The organism is Sphingomonas sp., assembly GCF_036402235.1.
In the GTDB taxonomy this organism is placed as follows: domain Bacteria; phylum Pseudomonadota; class Alphaproteobacteria; order Sphingomonadales; family Sphingomonadaceae; genus Sphingomonas.
In genome coordinates, this window is the sequence record NZ_DASWTG010000070.1 from 12,230 (window position 1) to 34,886 (window position 22,657).

Here is a 22,657-nt window from a genome sequence, read left to right on the forward strand (position 1 = left end):
TGAAGGGGCGGTGCCGGAAGGCGCCGCCCCTTTTCCTTGGTTCAGCCCCTTTCTTTGGTTCAGGGACGGCCGGCGCGCAGCCAGCCGGTGACCGAAAGGCGCGGGTGACCCGCGAACGGCGTCACCAGGCTGACGCTGTGCGCCTGCGGCACCGCAAATAGGCTGAGCGTGTTGAAGCCGGGGACATAGCCCTCTGCGACGCCGCCCGTCGCCCCGTGGAACAGCAGCAGCCCGCCCCATTCGGTGCGCCATCGCGGGGTGAGGCCCAAGACATAGGCGGCGAGGCGATTCTTGCCGGGAACGTCGTCGTCATGGGCGGTCAGGAAGTCCCCCGGCGTGTAGCGCGTCGCCTGTGCATCGGCGAAGCCGAGGCCGCGCGTGCCGGTGATCCGCTCAAGCAGGGCGAGCAACTGCGCGCTCGAGAGGAAAGCAGCAAAGGCGGCGAGCGGATCGCCGAGCGCCTCGCGTTCCCCAGCCTGGTCAGGAACGCGGATCGAATCGAAGCGATACTGGAATCCGTCACGCGCGGCCGCGTGCACCGCGCCGTCGAGCCGGTCGCGCTGCTCGGCCGTCAAGGCATCCAGCTCGGACGCCGCAAACTCGAGCACCCGGTCACCCGAGTTGAGGACGTGCCGCCAGTCGGCACGTCCCGAGAGATGCGCCGCCAGCCGTGCCGCATCCTCCTCGATCAGAAAGGGGGCAATCTGGACTCGCCGATCCTTGGCATAACACGCCGCCAGCCGCTCGGGATCAATCGAGGGGTGAAGCGAGAAGCCTGCGGTCATGCCGGGGTCAGCACCAGCTCGCCATCGCCTTCGCCGACCTTGACGGTGGCGCCGTCCTTGACGTCGCCGCGCAGGATCGCGTCGGCGAGCGGGTCCTGCAGATAGCGCTGGACCGCGCGCTTGAGCGGCCGCGCGCCGTAGACCGGGTCGTAGCCGACGCGGCCGAGCCAGTCGCGTGCCTCGGGCGTGAGATCGAGCGTGATCTTGCGGTCGGCGAGCAGCTTGCCGAGCCGGGCGACCTGGATGTCGACGATCGGCGCCATCTCGCTGCGGCCGAGGCGATGGAACAGCACGATCTCGTCGAGCCGGTTGAGGAACTCCGGCCGGAAATGCGCGCGAACGATCTCCATCACCTGCGGTTCCACGGTCGCGACGTCCTGGCCCTCATCGAGCTGAGTGAGGAACTGGCTGCCGAGGTTCGAGGTCAGCACGATGATCGTGTTGGTGAAATCGACCGTGCGGCCCTGCCCGTCGGTCAGGCGGCCGTCGTCGAGCACCTGGAGCAGGATGTTGAAGACGTCGCCATGCGCCTTCTCGACCTCGTCGAACAGCACGACCTGATAGGGGCGGCGGCGCACCGCCTCGGTGAGCACGCCGCCTTCCTCGTACCCGACATAGCCGGGCGGGGCACCGATCAGCCGCGCGACGCTATGCTTCTCCATGAACTCGCTCATGTCGATGCGCACCATCGCGTGGGGATCGTCGAACAGGAATTCGGCGAGCGCCTTGGTCAGCTCGGTCTTGCCGACGCCGGTCGGGCCGAGGAACAGGAACGAGCCGAGCGGGCGGTTGGGATCCTGCAGCCCCGCACGGCTGCGGCGCACAGCGGTCGAGACCGCCTTGACCGCAGCCTGCTGGCCGATCACGCGACGCCCAAGCTGCTCTTCCATCGCGAGCAGCTTCTCGCGCTCGCCTTCGAGCATGCGATCGACGGGGATGCCGGTCCAGCGGCTGACCACTGCGGCGATATCGTCGGCGGTGACTTCCTCACGCAGCATCGCGACGCCGGTGGTCGCCTGCGCCTCTTCGAGCTGCTTGGTCAGCGCGGGAATGGTGCCGTAGTTGAGCTCGGCCATCTTGGCGAGGTCGCCGCCGCGCTGTGCCTGTTCGAGCTCGAGCTTTGCATGCTCGAGCTGCTCCTTGATCTTCGCCTCGCCCGCGATCTTGTCCTTCTCCGCCTGCCAGCGCTGGGTCAGCTCCGCGGACTGCTGCTCGAGATTGGCGAGCTCGGATTCGAGGTTGGCGAGGCGGTCCTTCGACGCGGCGTCCTTCTCGTGCTTCAGCGCCTCGCGCTCGATCTGCAGCTGCATGATGCGGCGATCGAGCGTCTCGATCTCCTCGGGCTTGCTCTCCACCTCCATGCGGATGCGCGAAGCGGCCTCGTCCATCAGGTCGATCGCCTTGTCGGGCAGGAAGCGGTCGGTGATGTAGCGGTTGCTCAGCGTCGCCGCCGAGACGATCGCGCCGTCGGTGATGCGCACGCCGTGGTGCAGCTCGTATTTCTCCTTTAGCCCGCGCAGGATCGAGATCGTGTCCTCGACCGTCGGCTCGCCGACGAACACCGGCTGGAAGCGGCGCTGGAGTGCGGGGTCCTTCTCGACATGCTTGCGATACTCGTCGAGCGTGGTCGCGCCGATGCAGTGCAGCTCGCCACGGGCGAGCGCGGGCTTCAAGAGGTTGCCGGCGTCCATCGCGCCTTCGCTTTTGCCTGCGCCGATCAGCGTGTGCATCTCGTCGATGAACAGGATGATGTGGCCCTCGGCCGCCTTCACCTCGTCGAGCACGCCCTTCAGCCGCTCCTCGAACTCGCCGCGATATTTGGCGCCCGCGATGAGTGAGCCCATGTCGAGCGACATCAACGCGCGATCCTTGAGCGTGTCGGGCACGTCGCCATTGGCGATGCGCAGCGCGAGGCCCTCGGCGATCGCGGTCTTGCCGACGCCGGGGTCGCCGATCAGAACCGGGTTGTTCTTGGTGCGGCGGGCAAGGATCTGGATGGTGCGGCGGATCTCCTCGTCGCGGCCGATCACCGGATCGAGCTTGCCGTCCTTCGCGGCCTGGGTCAGGTCGCGGGCGAACTTCTTGAGCGCGTCGTAGCGATCCTCGGCGCCAGCGGTGTCGGCGGCGCAGCCGCCGGTGAGCTGGTTGATCGCGGCGTTGAGCGCGTCGGGCTTCACGCCTGCGGCAGCGAGCGCGCGGCCGGCATTGGTGGTGGTCGCGAGGAGCAGTGCCTGCAGCATGCGCTGGACGCTGACGAAGCTGTCGCCCGCCTTGGTCGCAATCTGCTCTGCGGAATCGAGCAGGCGGACGCTGTCATTATCCAGCCCGGGCGCCTGCTGCGCCCCGGCGCCCGTGACGGCGGGGATGCGGGAGAGGGCGGCATCGATCTCGCTCGATGCGCGCTTGGGATCGCCGCCTGCGGCCTGGATGAGGCCGGCGGCCATGCCCTGCTCGTCCTCGAGCAACGCCTTCAGGATATGCTCGGGGCTGATCCGCTGGTGGTTGCTGCGGATCGCGACGGTCTGCGCCGACTGGAGGAAGCCCTTGGCGCGATCGGTGAATTTCTCGAGGTTCATGCGTGTCCCTGTTGCTTTTCATGCGGGAGGTAGTGTTGCATTTTCGCAACACAAGGCTCGCGCGCACAAAACTCACGGGAACGATGCTGCCGCAGGGCCGGGGCCGGAACAAGTCCGGCCCGGCAAACGGGCTTATTTGACCTTCGGCTTGGTCGGGGCAGGCGCCCTGGGCGCGCCCTTCGCGAACGTATCGCCGAAAAAGTCGCCCGCATACCAGCGCGGCGCGTCGGCCCCGTCGGCGATCTCGCGCGCGATCAGATAGTTGATCCGCGCGAATTTGGCGCCTGCCTGCCAGTTGAACGGCTGGGTGAGGTCGTCATTGGGGCGGTGATAGGTCTTGGTGAGGAAGCCCATGAACTTCTCGCGCCCCTCGCCCGCAAAGCCGGTGGCGAGCATAATCGACGGCACGCCCTCGACCACGAAGCTGTAATGATCGGAGCGGGTGAAGATGCCCTGTTCGGGCATCGGATCGGGCGAGACCCTGATCCCCGCCTTCGCCACCGCGCGATCGGCGATCGGCCCCAACGTCGAATGCTCGCCGCCGAACGCGATCACATCGCTGAAGTCATAGGTCAGCACGGGCATGTCGAGATTGACTACGCCGGCGACGCGGCCCCCCGCCGGCACCAGCGGGTGCTTGGCGAGATATTGCGAGCCGAGCAGCCCGTCCTCCTCGGCGGTGACCGCGGCGAAGACCACGGTGCGCTTCGGCCTGGCCTTGCCCTCAGCAAAGGCGCGCGCGACCTCCAGCATCGTGGCGATGCCGGCGGCATTGTCCATCGCGCCGTTATAGACCTTGTCGCCCTCTAGCCTGGGATCGACGCCGTCATGGTCGAGGTGGGCGGTGATCATCACCACTTCCCTGGCCAGCGCGGGATCCGAGCCCGGGATCATGCCCAGAACGTTGGAGCTGGCGATCGTCTCGACCACGCTGTGGCGCTCGATCCGCACCGGCGCCTTGAGCGCGAAGCCGCGCGGCATCGCACGCTTGCGCGCGGCGGCGTCGAGCACGCGCTTGAGGTTCATCCGCGCGCCCGCGAACAGCGCTTCGGCGGCGGGGCCGTGGGCATAGGCCGTCGCGCGGATATCCGGTGCCGGCGACCATGGCTTGCCGTCCGTGCCGATCCACACATAGCGCGAGGAGCCGGAATAGCCCGCCAGCCGCTTCCACGGCGTGGTCGCGAGAAAGGCGCGGGTCGGGACGGTGATGACGCCGATCGCGCCGCGGCGCTCGGCCATGCGCGCCTTCTCCGAGCTGAGATGCGCGGCGATCTCGCTCGACGTGCGTCCCTCCGGCACGCCCGAGAGCAGCACCACGATCTTGCCGCGGACATCGATGCCCGAATAGTCGTCGAAGCCGTGCGCAGGGGAATCGAGGCCGTAGCCGACGAACACCGCGGGTGCCTCGACGATCTGGTCCGCCTCACGCGAATTGGCGGTCATCATCACATCGACGCCATTCTGGAAGGCGGTGCCGCCGATCGTGATGGTCGCGGGTGCGTCCTTCCTGAACTTCGCGCGGGCGAACTCGATCGGCTGATACCAGCCCTTGCTGCCGGCGGCCTTCAGGCCGAGCGCGTCGAAGCGGCTGGCGACGTAGAGCGCGGCGATGTCGTAGCCGCGGGTGCCCGCGTCGCGCCCTTCGAGCAGATCGTCGGCCAGGAACTCGACATGCGCGCGCATCTGATCGGGCGAGAAGGCAGGCTCGTCGGCAGGTTGGGCGGCAAGCGAAGAGGCGGCCGCGAGCAACGCGGCGGCGAAAAGTTTGAAGCGCATATATTCCCCTATGTTGCCGCCAGCGTAACCAAAGCGGAACCGCTTACAAGCCCGTTGCGCGTGCGGGCCGCGCGGCTATGCTGGTTTCCATCGAAACAAGTTTCCGGAAAGCCCCACCCCATGAAGCCAGCCTTTGCCAGCCTGACCGCGCTTGCGGTCGTCCTCGGCGCACCCGCTTACGCGCAGCAGGCGCCGGCGCCCGTGCCGGTCGCCGACCTCGTCAAGCGGGTGGACATCCCCTATGAGGAATTTCGTCTGGCCAATGGGTTGCGCGTGGTGGTGCACACCGACCGCAAGGCACCCGTGGTGGGCGTCGCGGTCTGGTACAATGTCGGATCGAAGCACGAGCCCAAGGGCAAGACCGGCTTCGCGCACCTGTTCGAGCATCTGATGTTCAACGGATCGGAGAACTCGCCGGGCGAGTTCTTCGAGCCTTTGAAGGAAGTGGGTGCGACCGACTATAACGGCACCACCAATGCCGACCGCACCAATTACTTCCAGACCGTCCCGCGCGCCGCGCTCGACCGCGCGCTTTTCCTGGAGAGCGACCGCATGGGCTATCTGCTCGGCGCGGTGACGCAGGGCAAGGTCGACGAGCAGCGCGGCGTCGTGCAGAACGAGAAGCGCCAGGGCGACAACCAGCCCTATGGCCTGCTGCGCTACAAGGTGAGCGAGGGGCTGTTCCCCGAAGGGCATCCCTATCGCCATTCGACGATCGGATCGATGGCCGATCTCGACGCCGCCAGCCTCGACGACGTCAAGAACTGGTTCCGGCAATATTACGGCCCGAACAACGCCGTGCTGGTGCTGGCGGGCGATATCGACGCCGCGACCGCGAGGCCGCTGGTGGAGAAGTATTTCGGCGCGATCCCGAAGGGCGCGCAGACCGCCGATCCCAGGATCGACGTGCCGACGCTGGCTGCAGCCAAGGCCGAGGTGATGAAGGATCGCGTCGCGGTCACCCGCATCTACCGCATGTGGGCGGTGCCGGGGATGCGCGACAAGGATTCGACCGTGCTCGACATCGCGACCGGCGTGCTCGGCGGCCTCGCCAGCTCGCGGCTCGACAACGCGCTGGTCAAGAAGGAGAAGCTTGCGGTCAGCGTCGGCGCGTTCAACCAGAGCCTTGCCCAGGCGGGCATGGTGCTGATCTCCGCCGATGTGCGGCCGGGCGTCGATCCGGCAGTGGTCGGCAAGAGGCTCGACGAACTGATCGCCGATTATTTGAGGAACGGGCCGACCAACGAGGAGCTTGAGCGATACAAGACCCGCACCGCCTCGTCGCGCATCCGTGGCCTCGAGTCGGTGGGCGGCTTTGGCGGCAAGGCGGTGACGCTCGCCTCGGGCGCGCTCTACATGAACGACCCGGGCTTCTATAAGAAGCAGTTGGCCGATCTTGCCGCGGTCACCCCGGCGCAGGCGCGCGACGTCGCCGCCAAGTGGCTGTCGCGCCCCGCCTATTCGCTGACGATCGAGCCGGGGCCGCGCGAGGCCTATGCCGAGGCCGCAGCGGCGCCGAAAAAGCCCGCCGCGGCGCCTGAAACCCCGGTCAAGGGCACGCGCGGCGCGCTGCCCGCGGTGGCCGAGGTCAAGGACATCGACTTCCCGACCGTGACGCGGACCAGGCTCTCGAACGGCATCGAGCTGGTCTATGCCCAGCGCGACGCGGTGCCGGTGACTCAGGCGGTGATCAGCTTCGACGCGGGCGTGGCATCGGACGTGCCGTCCGCGCTCGGCACCGAGAGCATGACGCTGGCGCTGCTCGAAGAGGGCACCGCGACGCGCGATTCGATCGCGATCGCCGAGGCGCAGGAGCGGCTGGGCGCTGGCGTGAGCACGGGCAGCAGCGCCGACCGCGCCTATATCTCGATGTTCACGCCGAGCCCCAACCTCGCCGGCTCGCTCGAGCTGATGGCGGACATCGCGCGCAAGCCGGCCTTCCCCGCGGCCGAGATCGAGCGCGTGCGCGGGCAGATGCTGGCCGGGATCAAGCAGATCAAGTCGAACCCCGCGGGCCTGGCGCAGATGGCGATGCCGCCTTTGCTCTACGGCAAGGATTCGCCCTATGCGAAGACCGCGGCGATCGGCGGCGACGAGGAGGCGGTCAAGAAGCTGACCCGCGACGACCTGGTCAATTACTACAAGGCGTGGATCCGGCCCGAGAAGGCGAAGATCTTCGTCGTCTCCGACAGGCCGCTCACCGAGGTGAAGGCGGCGTTTGAAAGCCGCTTCGGCGACTGGAAGGGTGAGGGCGCTGCGGGGGCCAAGGTGTTCGCCGCCAAGCCGGTTCAGGCCGCGCCGAAAATCCTGCTGATCGACCGGCCGGATTCGCCCCAGTCGCTGATCTATGCCGCGCAGATGACGCCGGTCGATCCGTTCGCCGATCCGATCGCGCTCGGCACCGCGAGCGAGGTGCTGGGCGGCGACTTCCTGTCGCGCATCAACATGAACCTGCGCGAGGACAAGAGCTGGTCCTATGGCGCGCGCGGGGGCGTCGCGCGGATGGAGCATGCGGTGCCCTTTACCATCTCCGCCCCCGTTCAGGCCGACAAGACCGGCCCGGCAATCCTGGAGATCCAGAAGGAGGTCGGCGACTATCTGGGTAGCCGGGGCGTCACGCAGGCCGAGTTCGACCGTTCGGTGATCAGCAGCGTGCGCAAGATGGCGGGCCAGTATGAGACCGCCGGCGCGGTGCTGGGCGCGATGCAGGCCAACGATTTCATGCGCCGCCCCGACGACTATCAGGATGGACTTGCGAAAAAATATCGTGCGCTGACGATGCCGCAGGTTGACGCTGCGGCACGCGGGGCAATCGACCCGAAACGCTTCATCTGGGTGGTGGTCGGCGATGCTTCCAAGGTCCGCGCGCAGCTTGACAGCCTCGGCCTGCCTGTCGAGGTGGTGAAGCCCGAGTCCGTCGGCGCCGCCGCCAAGGCCGCCGCGAACTGAGGGCCGAACTCTTTTTTGAACCGACCCGAATGACAGGAGAGATGAGCATGGCGAATGTCGATGGCACTTGGGACACCGTCACCCACTCGCCGATGGGCGACCAGAAGGCGACGCTGACTGTGAACAGCGCGGGCGACACGTTCACGGGCACCTATGCCGGCGCAATGGGCACGACCGACGTGAACGGCAAGGTCGATGGTGACAAGCTGAGCTGGGCGGTCGACATCACCGTGCCGATGCCGATGACGCTGACGATCGAAGCGACGGTCGATGGCGACACGATCAAGGGATCGGTCACCGCGGGCGCGTTCGGCAGCTTCCCGATGGAGGGCGTTCGCGCCTGAGCGTAGGTAAATCGCTGAGATGAAAGGCCCGTCATCCTGCGAGGGAGGCGGGCCCTTTCATTCGAGGACTGGCGCTCTCACCGCTGGAACGGAATCGGCGGCAGCGCGACCTGCTTCACGCGAGCCGGGCGGCCTGCCAGAAAATCCTGAAGCACGGGCCGCAGCGCGGGATTGCCGAACAGGTCGAACTCGTGCGCCCCATTCTCGACGACCACGACCTGCGCGCGGGGAAGGCCGGCGGCGATCTCGCGCGCATTCTCGACCGGGGTGCGCGCGTCGAGGTCGCCGGCGAGAATGAGCGCGGGCACGTCGCTTCGCACGGTGCGGCGATAGGCCTCCCCGAGATCGGCGTCGGGCCACGCGCCGCGCAGCTCCATCAGCGGGAAGTCCATCGCATTGCCCAGCAGCGCGCTGCCCGCTTGCGTACCGATCCGGGCGAGCCGCGCGGGGCTGGCATAGGATGCCAGGTCCATCATGTACTTCATGGCCGAGCCCAGCCGGTATCGCGTGCGCATCGTCAGCACTGCCGGACCGATCCGATCGAACTTTCCGGCCGCCATCTCGCGAAACGCGATCGGGAGGGTCGCCAGCAGGCGTGGGTCGCCCAGTGCCTGCGCGGTGAGCAATTGCAGGTCGAATTCGCCGATCGTCACCGCGCGTGCCGCGCCGCTCGTCGGATCGGTGACGGAAAGGGTGATGGGCGAACGGCGCAGCCGACCGAACACCGCGCGCATGGTCGCGGGCAGTTCCGGCGCGCCGGCGCGCGCGGCGATGCGAGCGATCACGGCATCGGTCTGTGCGGGCAGCTTGAGCGTGTGATCGGGACCCTCGGGGCTGACCAGGATGATGCGCGCAATGCTGGCGGGATGCCGCCGCACGGTCGCGAGCGCGAGGTGGGAGCCGTAGCTGCGGCCCCAGAGATTGAGCTGCTCATAGCCGCAGGCGCGCCGCACGGCATCGACATCGTCGGCGCTTTCCACGGTGGTGTAGGATGAAAGGCGCACGCCCTCCGCGGCGAAGCGGGCCGCGGCGAGCCGGGCGGCGCGGTCGATGATCGGGACCCATGTCACGGGCGATCCCGGTGCGTCGAGCGGGAGCTGCACCGGGTCGGGCAGCGCGAGACCGGGCTGCGAGCGGCCCGTGCCGCGCTGATCGAACGCGATCACGTCGTTGCCCGTCAGATCGAGCAACGCCGCCGCTTGCGGCGCGGCAAGGCCCGAGAGGAGGCGGGTGCCCGAATCGCCCGGTCCGCCGGCGAGCAGCATGTTCGCGGCGGATGTCGCCGCCGCGTCCGCCCAGCGCAGCCGGATCACGGCGAGGTCGATGTGCCGCGCGGCGCTGCCTGCGCCGCCCCGTCGCTCGGGAACGCGGACGAAGCCCGTCGCGACCTCGATGTGCCGGCCATCCGGCGCAGCGAGCATGCGGGTGGCGGCCTGACGCATCTCCGGCGTGCAGGTGCCGGCGGCCGCCTCCGGGCTGGCCGCTGCCAGCGCCAGGGCGATGCCGGGGCAACGGAGCGCGCGCATCATGCCTCGCTCCCGCGCGCCGCTTCGAGCTGGCGCAGGCGATCGGTAAGCGCCGCGAGGCGCCGCCGGGCGCGCGCCAGGAGCAGCAGCGCGGCTGCCATGAGCATGCACCCGAGTCCACCGGCGGCCAGCCCGGCCGGCAAGTCCGCGGCAAGGCCGAGCGTGAAGGCGCCGAGCGTGAAGATCGAGGTGAAGGTCACGGCGAGCCAGCCGGCGATAACGCGCTGCCGGGCATAGAGCACGCGCCGCTGGGTCAGCACCCAGACCGCATAGCCGGTCCAGCCGAGGCCGATCGCCGTCAGCACCGCGAACGCGATCGCCGTCCGCGGCGGCAGGCCGGGCTCAGTCAGGCCGAGCGAGGCGGTCACCACCGTCATCGTCAGCGCCACCGCCAGTAATGCACCATGTGCCAGGCGAGGGGCGGAGGAAAGCTCCGCTTCGGCGATCCGGTGGGCGGCGTTGCGCGCATCCGCATCCAGGGTTGCGATCATCGCTCTTCTCCTTCTTGGAATGCATCGCGGAGCAGCTTCCGGGCGCGATGCAGCCGTGACTTGACGGTCCCCTGTGCGATCGCCAACGCCTCCGCGATCTCCCCGATCGACAGCTCCTGCAGATAGAACAGGGTCAGGATCTCGCGCTCGACGGGCGGCAGCCGCGCCAGGCCCCGCTCGATGCGATCGACATTCTCATGGTCCGGGACCATCTCGTCGATCAGCGTGTCGGCATCCTCGCCGGCGAGCGGCGGGGCGGCATAGCGCCGTCTCAGACTGTCGGCAAAGGCACGGTGGGCGATGCCGAACAGCCACGACCGGAACCGCTGCGGATCGCGCAACCGGCCGAGCCCGCGGAAGACACGCAGCCAGATATCCTGTGTCAGCTCCGCCGCCGCATCGCCGTCCTGAGTCACGCGCCGGGCATGGGCCGCAACCGGAGCGGCCCAGCGCGCGACCAGCGCGTCGAACGCAGCGCGCTCACCCAGTTGGCAACGGATGACGAGCAGCTCGTCATCTGCCATTTGCCGTTCACTGCCGCCTGGTTGCCGCATCGTTCGCCCCGGAGTGTTTCCAGGGTAGTCGCTGCAGGTCCGAAAAGGTTCACGTAAAATGCGGCAGTGCTACGCTAGCGCCACACCCGCGTGACATGGCCCATCTTGCGGCCGGGACGGGCCTCGTGCTTGCCATAGAGGTGGAGATGGGCATCGCCCTCGGCGAGGAGGGCGGGCCATTGATCGGCTTCGTCGCCGATGAGGTTGTCCATCTCCACCGACGCGCCGGTTAGCGCGGTCGAGCCGAGCGGTAGGCCGCAGATTGCGCGGATATGGTTCTCGAACTGCGAGGTGACCGCGCCCTCGATCGTCCAGTGGCCGCTATTGTGGACGCGCGGGGCCATCTCGTTGAATACCGGGCCATCGGCTGTGGCAAAGAATTCGCAGGTCAGCACGCCGACATAGTCGAGCGCGTGCGCGAGCTTGGTGGTGAGCGCCACCGCGGCTTCGACCTGCGTCTGCACCAGCGCGGGGGCGGGGATGGTCGAGGTGGCGAGGATGCCGTCGCGATGGACATTGAGCGGCGCGGGATAGTGGACGGTGGCACCGTCGAGGCCGCGCACCAGCATGATCGAGAATTCATGCGCGAAGGTGACGAAGCTTTCGAGGACCGAAGGCTGGCCGCCCACGGTTTCCCAGGCGGCGGTCGCGTCGTCGGGCGATGCGAGCCGCGCCTGGCCCTTGCCGTCATAACCGAACATCGAGGTCTTGAGGATCGATGGGACGCCGATCTCGGCCACCGCGGCCTCCAGCCCGGCGAGGCTGGTGACTTCGCGGAACGGCGCGGTGGTGCCGCCCTGGTCGCGAACGAAGCCCTTCTCGGTCGGGCGCTCGCGCGAAATGTCGAGCGCGCGGCTGCCCGGGCGAACCGGTGCGATCGGTGCGAGGTGTGCGATGCCCCGCGGGTCGACATTCTCGAACTCATAGGTGACGATGTCCACCGCCTTGGCGAATGCTGCCAGCGACGTGGCATCGTTATAATCGCCCTGGGTGAACGCCGCCGCGACATCGCATGCGGGTCCGCTTTCGGGCGCGTAGATGTGGCAGCGATAGCCAAGCTGCGCCGCCGCGACCGCCAGCATTCGGCCGAGCTGACCGCTGCCGAGGATGCCGATGGTGCTGCCGGGCGGGATCGCGGTCATTGGGCTTCGGCTTATTCGGGATCGTTGGCGACGCTGTCGGTCTGGCGCGCGCGCCATGCCTTGACGCGGTCGGCGAGGGCGGTGTCGGCGGTGGCGAGGATCGCGGCGGCGAGCAGGCCGGCGTTGATCGCGCCCGCCTTGCCGATCGCGAGTGTGCCGACCGGGATGCCGCCGGGCATCTGGGCGATCGAGAGCAGGCTGTCCATGCCCTTCAGCGCCTTCGATTCAACTGGCACGCCGAGCACGGGCAGATGCGTCATCGACGCCGCCATGCCGGGCAGATGCGCCGCGCCGCCCGCGCCCGCGATCACCACCTTGAGCCCGCGATCCGCCGCACCGGTGGCGTAATCATAGAGGCGCTGGGGGGTGCGGTGGGCAGAGACGACCCTGGTCTCGTGCGGCACGCCGAGCTCGGCAAGCACGTCCGCGGCGTGGCGCATCGTCTCCCAATCGGAGGTGCTGCCCATGATGATGCCGACCAGAGGTGCGTCCGCCATTCCTTGCCCCTGCATTGCGGGAAAGCGTCCCCCTAGTGGCGTGCGCGCATTGCATCAAGCTTTGGAAGCAAGCGGCGGGAAGCGAGGCTTGTGCGGGGCGCCTATATCGGCACCATGAGCAAGATGATCTCCGACGAGGAAGCCTGGGCCGCCTTCGAGCGCCGCGACCGCGCCTATGACGGGCGGGTGATCGCGGGCGTGCTGACCACGGGCATCTATTGCAAGCCGAGCTGCCCTGCACGGCACCCCAAACGCGAGAATGTCGTCTTCTTTCCCGACGCCGACAGCGCCCGCGCCACCGGCCTGCGCGCCTGCCTGCGCTGCAAGCCCGACGAGATCGGGCGCGAGCGGATCGCGGTGGCGCAGGCGGTGGCGCTATTGGAAGCGGCCGAGGAGCCGGTGACGCTCGACGAGCTGGCGGCCCGGGTCGGCTATGCGCCGCATCACTTCCAGCGCCTGTTCAAGCGCGCCACCGGGGTCACGCCCGCGGCCTATTCCCGCTCGCTGCGCGCCCGCCGCGCGGCCGAGGCGCTGACCGCTGAGGACAATGTGACGAGCGCGATCTATGAGGCGGGTTACTCAGCACCGAGCCGCTTCTACGAGACGAGCAATGCGCGCCTCGGCATGACGCCGAGCGCATGGCGCAACGGCGGCGCTGGGGTGACGATCCGCTGGACGGTGGCCGATACCAGCCTCGGCCCGCTGCTGATCGCGGCGACGGACAAGGGGCTGTGCCGCGTCGCGTTTGATGAGGACAGCCTGAGCCTGGCCACCCGATTCCCGCGGGCGGAGATCGTTCCCGGCGGCGCGGCGCTCGCCGAGCTGGCGTTGCGGGTGGTGGCGGAGGTCGAGCAGCCCGGCCGCCATGCCGACCTGCCGCTCGACGTGCGCGGCACCGCCTTTCAGGAGGCGGTGTGGCAGGCGCTGCGCACGGTGCCGCCGGGCGAAACGGTGAGCTACGCCCAGCTCGCGGTAGCCGCGGGCAGCCCGGGCGCGGTGCGCGCGGCGGGTACGGCATGCGGTGCCAACAATGTCGCGGTGGTCATCCCCTGCCACCGCGCGCAGAGGAGCGACGGGAGCATGGGCGGATATGCCTATGGCGTCGATCGCAAGAAGGTGCTGCGGCGGCGCGAGGGCGTGGCGGACTAGATCAGCCCGCCGGCTTGCAGCCATAGACCAGCCGTTCGTTGAACACCTGGGGCAGCGCGGTGCGGACCGCCTGCTGCTTGGCGGCGAGATCGGCGCGCGCCGCCGGGTCGGTCGAGCATGCCTTGATCTTCACGTCGCTGCGCAGCTTGCGCGCGTCCGCCATCTGACGCGACGAGAGCAGGTAGCGCGTGGTCGAATAGGTCCGCGTCGCGGGGGCATATTCCAGCACCGAGACGGTCTGCTCCTCGTCGGGCACCAGGATCCGCTGCCAGTTGCGCTGGCCGGTCTCGGCATATTGCGTGCGGCCGTTGACGCAGCCGTCGGCGTTGATGTCGATGTGCACGTCCTGCGTGCTCGACACGGTGACGCGCGACCGGGCGGGGTCGATCGTGCAGACCATCTTGCCGAGACCGCTCGTCTGTGTGGAGGGCGGAGGGAGGGTGACCTGTGCCGCATTCGCGATCGCAGTCGGATCGAAAGCGGGGCGCAGGAAGAACAGGATGAATGCGGCGAGGACCAGCACGCCGCCGCCGCTCGCCGCCCAGATCGTCTCGCGGCGCTTCCCCTGTGTGTGGAAGAAGCCGGCGACGCCGAGGCTAGCGACGCCCAGCACCAGCAACAGCCCGGCACCCGCCATGAAATTCTCGCGCACCGCGAAATTGTCGACCAGCGCCTTGTCGAGCGCGCTCTCGCGGTCGGCGGCGTTGCGGGCGGCGTCCTCGCGCGCCTTGGCTTCGTCGGCAGCTTTCGCGCGCTCGGCCTCGCTGCGGTCCTGCGCCAGCCGTTCGGCGATGCTGGTGCAGGCGACACCGTTGACGGGCATTTGCTGGCCCGCCTCGCGCAGAAAGGCTGCGACTTCGTCATTGCCCACCGCGAAACCGAAGCTGGCATCGCCTTCCTCGCTGCGGGTGATCGCGGCGTTGACGCCGAGCACGCGTCCGCACGGATCGAGCAGGGGGCCGCCCGAATTGCCGCGCGCGATTCCTGCGGTGTGGAGCAGGACGTTGACCCCCTGCAGGTTGCGCCGGCCCGAGAACACGCCCTGCGAGCGGATCGGCGAGAGCGGGGTGATGAAGTCGGTGGCCGAGCGCGCGGTGGCGAGATCGACATTGCCCGGATAGCCGAGCGCGATCATCGCATCCCCTTCGTTCACCGGGCCGTTGTAGAAGGTAAGCGTGGGAAGGCGGATGCCGCCGAATTCGACCAGCGCCAGATCGCGGTCGGCATCGATCGCGATCAACCGGCCCTGATAGGATTTGTCGCCCTCTGACGGGACGATGCCGATCATCACATTGCCGGGATAGCGTTCCGCCGCTTCCACCACATGCGCGTTGGTGAGCACGCGATTGGGCGCGACCGCGAAGCCGCTGCCATGGCCGAAACCGACCACCTCGCCCTCAGCGGTGGCGATGGTGACGATCCGAACCACGCCGCGCCCGGCGGCCGAGATGTCGTCGGCACGCGCGGGGACGGGAGCCAGGGTCAGCAATGCGAGCGCCGCAACGAGCAGCGAAGCCGCGAGATTTCGAATCTTCGATACTGGATGCAGCGCCATGACCGATGCCTTCGGTCAAAAGCCGCGCCGGTTCAAGCGGTGCGGGGCCAAGCGGTGCGGAAGACGCTCAGGCCGGCGGGTCGCCCTGACCTTCCTTGCCCTTGTCCGCATCGTCATCTGCACCCTCGTCCGTCTCGGCCGCGACGCCCGCATCCTTGGCGTTGCCGGCATCGATCTGCGCGATGATCCTGGCCGCGGCAGCGCTGCGCGCGCCGCCATGCGGGTTATAGGCGATCGGGCGAAGCATCGCGCGCGCCATGTCGGGCTTGCCGTCGCGCAATTGCATCAACGCCGCATTCATGCGCAGGCCCATGTCGAACGGCGCAAGGCCGAAAGCGTACATCAGCCCCTTCTTGGCGTTCTCGGTCGGCGGCAGCCCGGCCATGCCATAGCTGCGGTAGAACAGGATCAGCGGCTCGGGATCGTCGGGGTCCAGACGGTTGGCTGCGGTGATGACCTTGCGGATCGCGCTCCACGTCGCCGGCGAGCGGTCCTTGGCCTGACGCGCGAGCGCCATCCGCGCCATCGCCTTGTAGATATGCGCATCGATCGCTTTGGCATCGGCCGCGATCGCTCGATCGGCCGCGGCCTCCGCCGCCGCATAGTCGCGCGCATCATAGGCGGCCTCAGCCAGCACGACCTGTACGGCGGGGTCGTTGGGATAGGGCGCGGCGGCCTTCACTGCGCGGGCATAGACGCCGGGCGCGGTCTTTGCATTGACCCCCACTTTCGACCGGATCCGCACGCTCATGATCGCGGCCTCCCCCGGCCGCAGCGTCCGCACCTTCACTTCGCCCAGCTTGATCGCCTCCGCAGTGACCTTGCGCATCGCGAAGCGGCTGAGCTTGTAGCGCTCGAGTTCCCGGTCGAGCTGCTTCAGGTCGCCGAACACCTGGCCGGCAGCGAGCGGCGATTTGCCGGCGTTGAGCTCGTTGAGATAGGCGGCGAGCTGCTTGTCGCGTTGCTGGCTGAACACCAGATAGTGGGTCAGCAGCCAGCCGCGCCCGTAGAGCGCTCCGCGTTCGCCCGGGGTCAGCTTGAGCGTTTCGGCGACCAGCAGCTTGTCGAGCGGAAGCCAGTTGCCGTTCAGGATCGAATGGCCGCGATATTGCGGCGGTGCGCCCAGAACCACGCCGCCATCGTCATCGATCCGCGCGGTCGCGTGGAATTCGGCAAAGCCCTCGATGAACCAGCTCGGAAACGCCGTGCCAGGCCAGTTGCTGAACATGAAATGGTGCGCATATTCGTGCTGCAGCACCATGGTTGCGGACAGATCGTTCTTGTCGCCGTCGCCCGCACGGCGCGGAACGACGGCAAGCGGGCCGCCCGCGCGGCCGATGTAGAAACCGGCGACATTGTCGCGGCGCGACAGCGATTCGACCGCATCGGTCCCGCTGACGACATAGACGGTGACCCGGTTGGCGGCGCCCGGCGGCGTATCGGCAATGCCGCGCGCGACGCGCAACGCCTTGTCGTAGCGCTCGAGATCGGCAGCGAAGCGCCCCGCGCGCTCGGCGCTGCCCTCGTAATAGACGACGAAATGGTCCGAGCTGGCCTCGTGCCATTCCGCCTGCGCGGCGGCGGGTGCAAGCAGCGCCAGCGCCAGCGCGATTATCCGTTGAATCATCTCGAGCCCCCTCGTTCAACGCCCGAGGCTAAGCCAAAGCGGTTCGGCAAGGCTAGAGGAAGTTGTACGGGTCCACATCGACGACGACGCGCACCTTGGCGGACCATTCGATCCCGCCCAGCCAGTCGCGGATCACGTCCTGCACGTCGAGCGCGCGGCGGGCATGGACCAGCAGGCGGAAACGGTGGCGGCCGCGCAGCATCGCAAGCGGAGCGGGGGCGGGGCCGAACACCTGCATCGCTTCCACGCGCGGCGCGGCGCGGCCGATCAGGCGGGCGGTCTCGAGCGCCGCGTCCTTGTCCTCGCTACTGACGATGATCGCGGCGAAGCGGCCGAAGGGCGGCGCGCCGGCCTCGCGCCGGGCTTCCGTCTCGGCGGCGTAGAAGCTCTCGGCATCGCCACTCACCAATGCCCGCATCACCGGCGCCTTGGGGCTGTGGGTCTGGATGAGGACGGTCCCGGGCTTCTCGCCGCGCCCGGCGCGCCCGGCGACCTGCATGATCTGCTGGAAGCTGCGCTCGGCGGCACGCAGATCGCCGCCTTCGAGGCCGAGATCGGCATCGACCACGCCGACCAGCGTGAGGTTGGGGAAGTGATAGCCCTTGGTCACCAGCTGCGTGCCGACGACGATGTCGATGTCGCCCGCTTCCATGCGATTGACGAACTCGGCAGCCTTGGCGGGGGACCAGATGGTGTCGGAGGTGACGATCGCGGTCTTCGCCTCGGGGAACAACGCCGCGACCTCGTCGGCGATGCGCTCCACGCCGGGGCCGCAGGCGACCAGACTGTCCTCGGTATCGCATTCGGGGCAGGCGCGCGGGGTGGGGATGGTGTGGCCGCAATGATGGCAGGCGAGGCGATTGATGAGGCGATGCTCGACCATCCATGCGGTGCAGTTGGGGCATTGGAAGCGATGGCCGCAGGTGCGGCAGAGGGTGAGCGGAGCGTAGCCGCGGCGGTTGAGGAACAGCAGGGCCTGCTCCTTGCGCTCCAGCGTCGCCTCGATCGCGTTGACCAGGCGCGGCGCCAGCCAGCGGCCGCGCGGCGGCTGCTCGGCGAGCAGGTCGATCGCCTCGATCGCGGGCATTTCCGCGGCGCCGTAGCGGCCGGGCAGCTTGACCTCGGCATAGCGGCCGAGCGCCACCTGCTGGCGAGTCTCGATCGCCGGGGTGGCGCTGGCGAGCACCACGGGGCAGCGCTCGAAATGGCCGCGCATCACCGCGACGTCGCGCGCGTGATAGTGGACGCCTTCCTCCTGCTTGAAGCTGGTCTCGTGCGCCTCGTCGACCACGATCAGGCCGAGATTGGGGTAGGGAAGGAACAGCGCCGAGCGCGCGCCGACGGTGACCAGCGCTTCGCCGCCCGCGATGGCGCGCCAGGCGCGCCGGCGCTGCGACTGGCGCAGGCCCGAATGCCATGCCACCGGCTCGACCCCGAACCGGGCGTGGAAGCGCTTGAGGAAGGGTTCGGTCAGCGCGATTTCGGGGAGCAGGACGAGGCTTTGGCGGCCAGCCTCGATCGCAGCCGCGACCGCCTCGAAATAGACTTCGGTCTTGCCCGAGCCGGTGACGCCGTCGAGCAGGAAGGGCTGGAAGGCTTCGGCTGCGATCGCTTGCCGCAGGGTCGAGGCCGCGCTGGCCTGAACATCCGACAGCTCAGGCGGAGCAAAGGCCGGATCGGGCATCGGGTAAGGGGTGTCGAGATCGACCGCGACGCCCTCGATCGCGCCGGTCTTGACGAGGCCGCGGATCACCCCCTCGGAGACGTCGGCGATCGTCGCCAGCTCGCGGATCAGGCCTTGCCGGTCGCCGATTCGCTCTAGCGCCTGCTCGCGCTGAGCGGTCATGCGTTCGGGTAGCGCGCCGCTCGCGCGATACTCGACGATCGTCCTGCCCCCCTCTAGCGCCGAGGTGGACGAAAGCGCCATGCGCAGCACCGAGGCGAGCGGGGCGAGATAATAGTCGCTCGTCCATTCGATCAGACGGCGGAGCGGCGCGGGAACCGGCGGGGCATCGGCGACCGCAAGCAGGTTGCGCAGGCGGTTGTCGCCGATCTCCTCGACCGGAAGCCGCTCCGCCTCCCACACCACCCCGACCAGCTGCCGGGGACCCAGCGGCGCGACGACGATCGACCCCGGCTCGACCGCCATGCCATGCGGCACGCGATAGTCGAGCGGACCGAGGGCTGAGTTGAGGACGATGACGCGGGCGCGGGACATTGAGAGGTCATATCGACATTCCGGCGCGCGTAGGAAAGCGCTATCGCACGACGCGAAGGAGACTCGCGATGCTGCTCGCCGCCCTGTTGCTGTTTCAGGCCGCATCCGCCGCGCCGCAATGCGCCGCGACCGATACGGCGCTGCCCGCGGAGCTTTCGGGCTGGTCCGCATCGGCAGGAGGGTTGGGGGTCAACAAGGCGGTGACGCTGCAGGCCGGTGATGCCGCGAGGCTTTCCGGCGTGCCGGCGGGCACCAAGCCGGGCGGCGCGGTGATGATCGGATTCAGGATCGACAAGGCTGGCCGCTACGGGATCGCGCTCGACCAGCGCGGCTGGATCGACGTGGTGCCGGGCACGACGGGCGGCGACGCGCTCAAATCGATGGCGCACGGCCACGGTCCGCACTGCTCGACGATCCGCAAGATCGTGCGCTTCGATCTGCAGCCCGGCCTGTACCGGCTCTATCTCACCAGGCTCGACAAGCCGGCGGCGAAGACGATGCTGGTCGCGCCCGAGTGAGAGTCAGAGCGAGAGGCTGAGCTGAACGGTCATCGCGTGATCCATCTGATCGCGCGCGCCGGCTTTGCCGAACCGGTACTGGTTGAGATAGCCGACATCGGCGCTGAGCTTCTTCGACACGGGGATCACCACACCGGCGATGTTGCGCATCCGGTCGTAGCCCGAGCGTTGCCCCCAATCCGTGCTGTTGGCCATGATGAAGCTCTCATGGCTGGCGAACAAGGCAAAGCCCTTGCCGATCGGATGATTGTAGCGGACCAGCGGACGGACGCGGAAGCCGATCTCGTCGCCATCGGGGTGGAAGCGCTCGTCGACGCGCAGCCGGGTCGAGATGCGGCCAAAGGTCGCGACGACATGCTGGCGCAACCGGTCCTCATCATCGGCGGTGTTGCCGTTATGCCCTGCGACGTGGCGATAGCCGAAGCCGATCTCGACATTGTCGGCGATCTTGTAGCTCAGGATGCCGCCGATCTCCGTATGGAACAGCCCGTCGTTGCGGTCGCTCCAGCGGGCGATCCCCTCGATCGTCAGCCGCGTCTTGTTGGCGATGGGGACGTGGACGTTCGTCTGCAGCCAGAGCTGCTCGTCCACCTGCTGGGCGAACGCCGATGCGGGCACCAGCGTGACCGGCAGGACGAGAAGGATGGAGCGCATCGGTTTCCGGTGTTAGAGGCCGCGTGAAACAGAGTCGCGCCTTTAACGCGTCGTCATCGAATTGTCATTCATCCGAGGTGAGCCCATGAAGTTCTTCGCCGATACCGCCGACACCAACGACATTCGCGAGCTGGCGGAGGCGGGGCTGCTCGACGGCGTCACCACCAACCCGTCGCTGATCCACAAGGCGGGTCGCGACTTCCTCGAAGTGGTCGCGGAGATCTGCAAGATCGTCGAGGGTCCGGTCTCGGCCGAAGTCGTCGCGCTCGACCATGAAGGCATGATGCGCGAGGCCGAAGTGGTGCGGAAGATCGCCGACAATGTCGCGGTCAAGGTGCCGCTGACGATCGACGGCCTCAAGACCTGCAAGGCGCTGACCGACGACGGCACGATGGTGAACGTCACGCTGTGCTTCTCCGCCAACCAGGCGCTGCTTGCGGCGAAGGCCGGGGCGACCTTCGTCTCGCCCTTCGTCGGCCGCCACGACGATGTCGGTTTCGACGGGATGCAGCTGATCAGCGATATCCGCCTGATCTACGACAATTACGACTTCGCGACCGAGATCCTTGTCGCATCGGTGCGTCATCCCATCCATATCCTCGAGGCGGCCAAGCTCGGCGCCGACGTAATGACTGCGCCGCCCGCAGTGATCCGCCAGCTGGTCAAGCATCCGCTGACCGACAAGGGCATCGAAGGCTTCCTCGCCGACTGGGCGAAGACGGGCCAGACAATCGGCTGATTCCGATCCTCCCCGGCACGGGGAGGTGGCAGCGCGAAGCGCTGACGGAGGGGCTTTCCTCAAGCGCTGTGCTTCGTGGCCTGCCCCCTCCACCGTGCTCCGCACGGTCCCTCTCCCCGTGCCGGGAGGATTTAGCTTTTCGCCAGCGTCTCCACCATTTCCGCCGCCAGCAGGCTTAGCGTGTCGTCGCGCGCGCCCATGATGACGATGCGGTCACCCGGCTTCGCCTGCGCGACGAGGTGCGCAGCGGCGGCGGCGCGATCAGGGATGTGGCGTGCGTCGCGGCCCGATGCGGCGATATCCGCGATGATGTCGGCGCTCGTCACCTCGCGCGTCACCGTGCCGCCCTGATAGACCGGGTCCGGCAGGACGAGCTGGTCGCCGGGCGCGAGCTTGTCGATGAACATCGCGACCAGCTCGCGGCGCATCACCTTGAGCGGGCCGTAGCCGTGCGGCTGGAACAGCGCGAGGACGCGGCCGGGAAAGGCATGGAGCGTGTCGAGCGTGGCGGCGATCTTGTCGGGGTTGTGCCCGAAATCGTCGATCACCGCGACGCCCTTCGCGGTGCCGACCAGCTCGAAGCGGCGGCGCAGGCCGGTGAAGCCTTCGATCGCGCGCGCGGCGTCGAGAAGCGCGATGCCCGCCGCTACTGCTGCACCGATCGCGGCGAGCGCATTGGCGACGTTGTGACGGCCCGGCACGGCGAGGCGGACGGGGAGGTTGGCGTCCAGCGTCACCAGATCGAAGCGCACGGCAAAGGCTTCGAGCTCAAGGTTGCGGGCCGAGAGATCGGCGTCCCTTTCGATGGCGAAGGTCACCGTGCGGTTGCGGTCGAGCGCCATCGCCAGCGCGGCGCTTTCGGCATCGCCGACATTGACGATCGTGGTGCGCGCCTTGGCGGCGAAGTCGCCGAACAGGGTACGCAGTTCCTCGAGCGACTTGTGGTCGAGGCTGACATTGTTGAGCACCGCGACATGCGGGCTGTAGAGCGCGATCGAGCCGTCGCTCTCATCCACCTCGCTGACATAGAAATCGTCGCTGCCGACCAGCGCGCTGGCGAAGGGCGCGTCGGGGCGGACGAAATTCTTCATCACCGCGCCGTTCATCACGGTTGGGTCACGGCCCAGCGCGTGGAGGATCCATGCGATCATGCCGGTGACGGTCGACTTGCCGCTGGTCCCGGCGATGCCGATCGAGGTGCCGGCGGCGTTGAACAGTGCGGCATTGAGCTCGGCACGGGTCATGCGCGGGCAACCGAGTTCGGTCGCACGGATCATGTCGGGCACGGTATCCTCGACCGCGGCGGAGGCGATCACCGTCTGATCAGGCGAGGCGATGCCGCTGCCGTCCTGCGGGAACAGATCGATGCCGAGCGCGCGCAACGCATCGAACTTGGTAGGGAGGCGCCCGGAATCGAGGCTGCGGTCGGATCCGGCGACCTTCGTGCCTTGCCCGGCCAGGATCATCGCGAGCGGCATCATGCCGCTGCCCCCGATCCCGACGAAAAAACAGGATTTGCCGTGTTGCATCATGCCGGGCTATCGCCGCTTAAAGAGG

General features: G+C 68.2%; 18 protein-coding genes. 5 read left to right on the forward strand and 13 right to left on the reverse strand.

Annotated elements, in window-relative coordinates; all coding sequences use genetic code 11:
- Positions 1–59 precede the first annotated feature (59 nt).
- The 3 genes from VGD28_RS14745 to VGD28_RS14755 form a co-directional block, all read right to left on the reverse strand.
- Entirely contained in the window at positions 60–785 is a 726-nt protein-coding gene (locus VGD28_RS14745) for a 2OG-Fe(II) oxygenase (protein WP_331029107.1), read from the reverse strand.
- On the reverse strand, positions 782–3,361 hold the full coding sequence (gene clpB / locus VGD28_RS14750) for an ATP-dependent chaperone ClpB (RefSeq protein ID WP_331029108.1): 2,580 nt from the start codon (positions 3,359–3,361) through the stop codon (positions 782–784). The genes VGD28_RS14745 and clpB overlap by 4 nt, the downstream gene beginning before the upstream one ends.
- Before the next feature lie 132 nt (positions 3,362–3,493).
- Positions 3,494–5,137 carry a M28 family metallopeptidase gene (locus VGD28_RS14755; RefSeq protein WP_331029109.1) on the reverse strand — a complete coding sequence of 548 codons (1,644 nt, stop codon included), beginning with the start codon at positions 5,135–5,137 and terminating at the stop codon, positions 3,494–3,496.
- A gap of 120 nt (positions 5,138–5,257) precedes the next feature.
- Between VGD28_RS14755 and VGD28_RS14760 the strand changes: the two genes are divergently transcribed.
- A complete protein-coding gene (locus VGD28_RS14760) occupies positions 5,258–8,086 on the forward strand; it encodes a pitrilysin family protein (RefSeq protein ID WP_331029110.1) in 2,829 nt (942 codons plus the stop codon).
- Positions 8,087–8,133: 47 nt separating this feature from the next.
- The gene (locus VGD28_RS14765; protein WP_331029111.1) at positions 8,134–8,430 is read left to right on the forward strand and encodes a hypothetical protein; all 297 of its coding nucleotides are present in this window, start codon (positions 8,134–8,136) and stop codon (positions 8,428–8,430) included.
- A gap of 77 nt (positions 8,431–8,507) precedes the next feature.
- On the opposite strand, the gene VGD28_RS14770 is transcribed toward VGD28_RS14765, so the two are convergent.
- The 5 genes from VGD28_RS14770 to purE all read right to left on the reverse strand — a co-directional run bounded on the left by VGD28_RS14770 (position 8,508) and on the right by purE (position 12,640).
- Positions 8,508–9,959 carry an alpha/beta fold hydrolase gene (locus VGD28_RS14770; protein WP_331029112.1) on the reverse strand — a complete coding sequence of 484 codons (1,452 nt, stop codon included), beginning with the start codon at positions 9,957–9,959 and terminating at the stop codon, positions 8,508–8,510.
- Complete coding sequence (locus VGD28_RS14775) at positions 9,956–10,447, reverse strand: hypothetical protein (RefSeq protein WP_331029113.1); 492 nt, start codon at positions 10,445–10,447, stop codon at positions 9,956–9,958. Before VGD28_RS14775 ends, VGD28_RS14770 begins: the two co-directional genes overlap by 4 nt.
- Complete coding sequence (locus VGD28_RS14780) at positions 10,444–10,971, reverse strand: RNA polymerase sigma factor (RefSeq protein ID WP_331029114.1); 528 nt, start codon at positions 10,969–10,971, stop codon at positions 10,444–10,446. Before VGD28_RS14780 ends, VGD28_RS14775 begins: the two co-directional genes overlap by 4 nt.
- Before the next feature lie 104 nt (positions 10,972–11,075).
- Entirely contained in the window at positions 11,076–12,143 is a 1,068-nt protein-coding gene (locus tag VGD28_RS14785) for a 5-(carboxyamino)imidazole ribonucleotide synthase (RefSeq protein WP_331029115.1), read from the reverse strand.
- Positions 12,144–12,154: 11 nt separating this feature from the next.
- Positions 12,155–12,640 (reverse strand): 5-(carboxyamino)imidazole ribonucleotide mutase, encoded by a 486-nt coding sequence (gene purE / locus VGD28_RS14790; protein ID WP_331029116.1) that lies wholly within the window; start codon positions 12,638–12,640, stop codon positions 12,155–12,157.
- Between the two features lie 114 nt (positions 12,641–12,754).
- Between purE and ada the strand changes: the two genes are divergently transcribed.
- Positions 12,755–13,789 (forward strand): bifunctional DNA-binding transcriptional regulator/O6-methylguanine-DNA methyltransferase Ada, encoded by a 1,035-nt coding sequence (gene ada, locus VGD28_RS14795; protein WP_331029117.1) that lies wholly within the window; start codon positions 12,755–12,757, stop codon positions 13,787–13,789.
- 1 nt (position 13,790) lies between these two features.
- On the opposite strand, the gene VGD28_RS14800 is transcribed toward ada, so the two are convergent.
- The 3 genes from VGD28_RS14800 to VGD28_RS14810 form a co-directional block, all read right to left on the reverse strand.
- Complete coding sequence (locus VGD28_RS14800) at positions 13,791–15,344, reverse strand: trypsin-like peptidase domain-containing protein (RefSeq protein ID WP_331029118.1); 1,554 nt, start codon at positions 15,342–15,344, stop codon at positions 13,791–13,793.
- Positions 15,345–15,411: 67 nt separating this feature from the next.
- Positions 15,412–16,971 carry a hypothetical protein gene (locus VGD28_RS14805; protein ID WP_331029119.1) on the reverse strand — a complete coding sequence of 520 codons (1,560 nt, stop codon included), beginning with the start codon at positions 16,969–16,971 and terminating at the stop codon, positions 15,412–15,414.
- A 52-nt stretch (positions 16,972–17,023) separates the two neighbouring features.
- A complete protein-coding gene (locus tag VGD28_RS14810) occupies positions 17,024–19,189 on the reverse strand; it encodes a primosomal protein N' (RefSeq protein ID WP_331029120.1) in 2,166 nt (721 codons plus the stop codon).
- Positions 19,190–19,257: 68 nt separating this feature from the next.
- On the opposite strand from VGD28_RS14810, the gene VGD28_RS14815 reads away from it, so the two are divergent.
- The gene (locus VGD28_RS14815) at positions 19,258–19,707 is read left to right on the forward strand and encodes a hypothetical protein (protein WP_331029121.1); all 450 of its coding nucleotides are present in this window, start codon (positions 19,258–19,260) and stop codon (positions 19,705–19,707) included.
- Between the two features lie 3 nt (positions 19,708–19,710).
- Here the strand turns inward: VGD28_RS14815 and VGD28_RS14820 are convergent, their stop codons facing one another.
- A complete protein-coding gene (locus VGD28_RS14820) occupies positions 19,711–20,361 on the reverse strand; it encodes a DUF2490 domain-containing protein (protein ID WP_331029122.1) in 651 nt (216 codons plus the stop codon).
- Between the two features lie 85 nt (positions 20,362–20,446).
- Between VGD28_RS14820 and fsa the strand changes: the two genes are divergently transcribed.
- On the forward strand, positions 20,447–21,100 hold the full coding sequence (gene fsa, locus VGD28_RS14825) for a fructose-6-phosphate aldolase (RefSeq protein ID WP_331029123.1): 654 nt from the start codon (positions 20,447–20,449) through the stop codon (positions 21,098–21,100).
- 131 nt (positions 21,101–21,231) lie between these two features.
- Here fsa and VGD28_RS14830 read toward each other — a convergent pair whose 3' ends face one another.
- A complete protein-coding gene (locus VGD28_RS14830; protein ID WP_331029172.1) occupies positions 21,232–22,629 on the reverse strand; it encodes a glutamate ligase domain-containing protein in 1,398 nt (465 codons plus the stop codon).
- Positions 22,630–22,657: the final 28 nt, after the last annotated feature.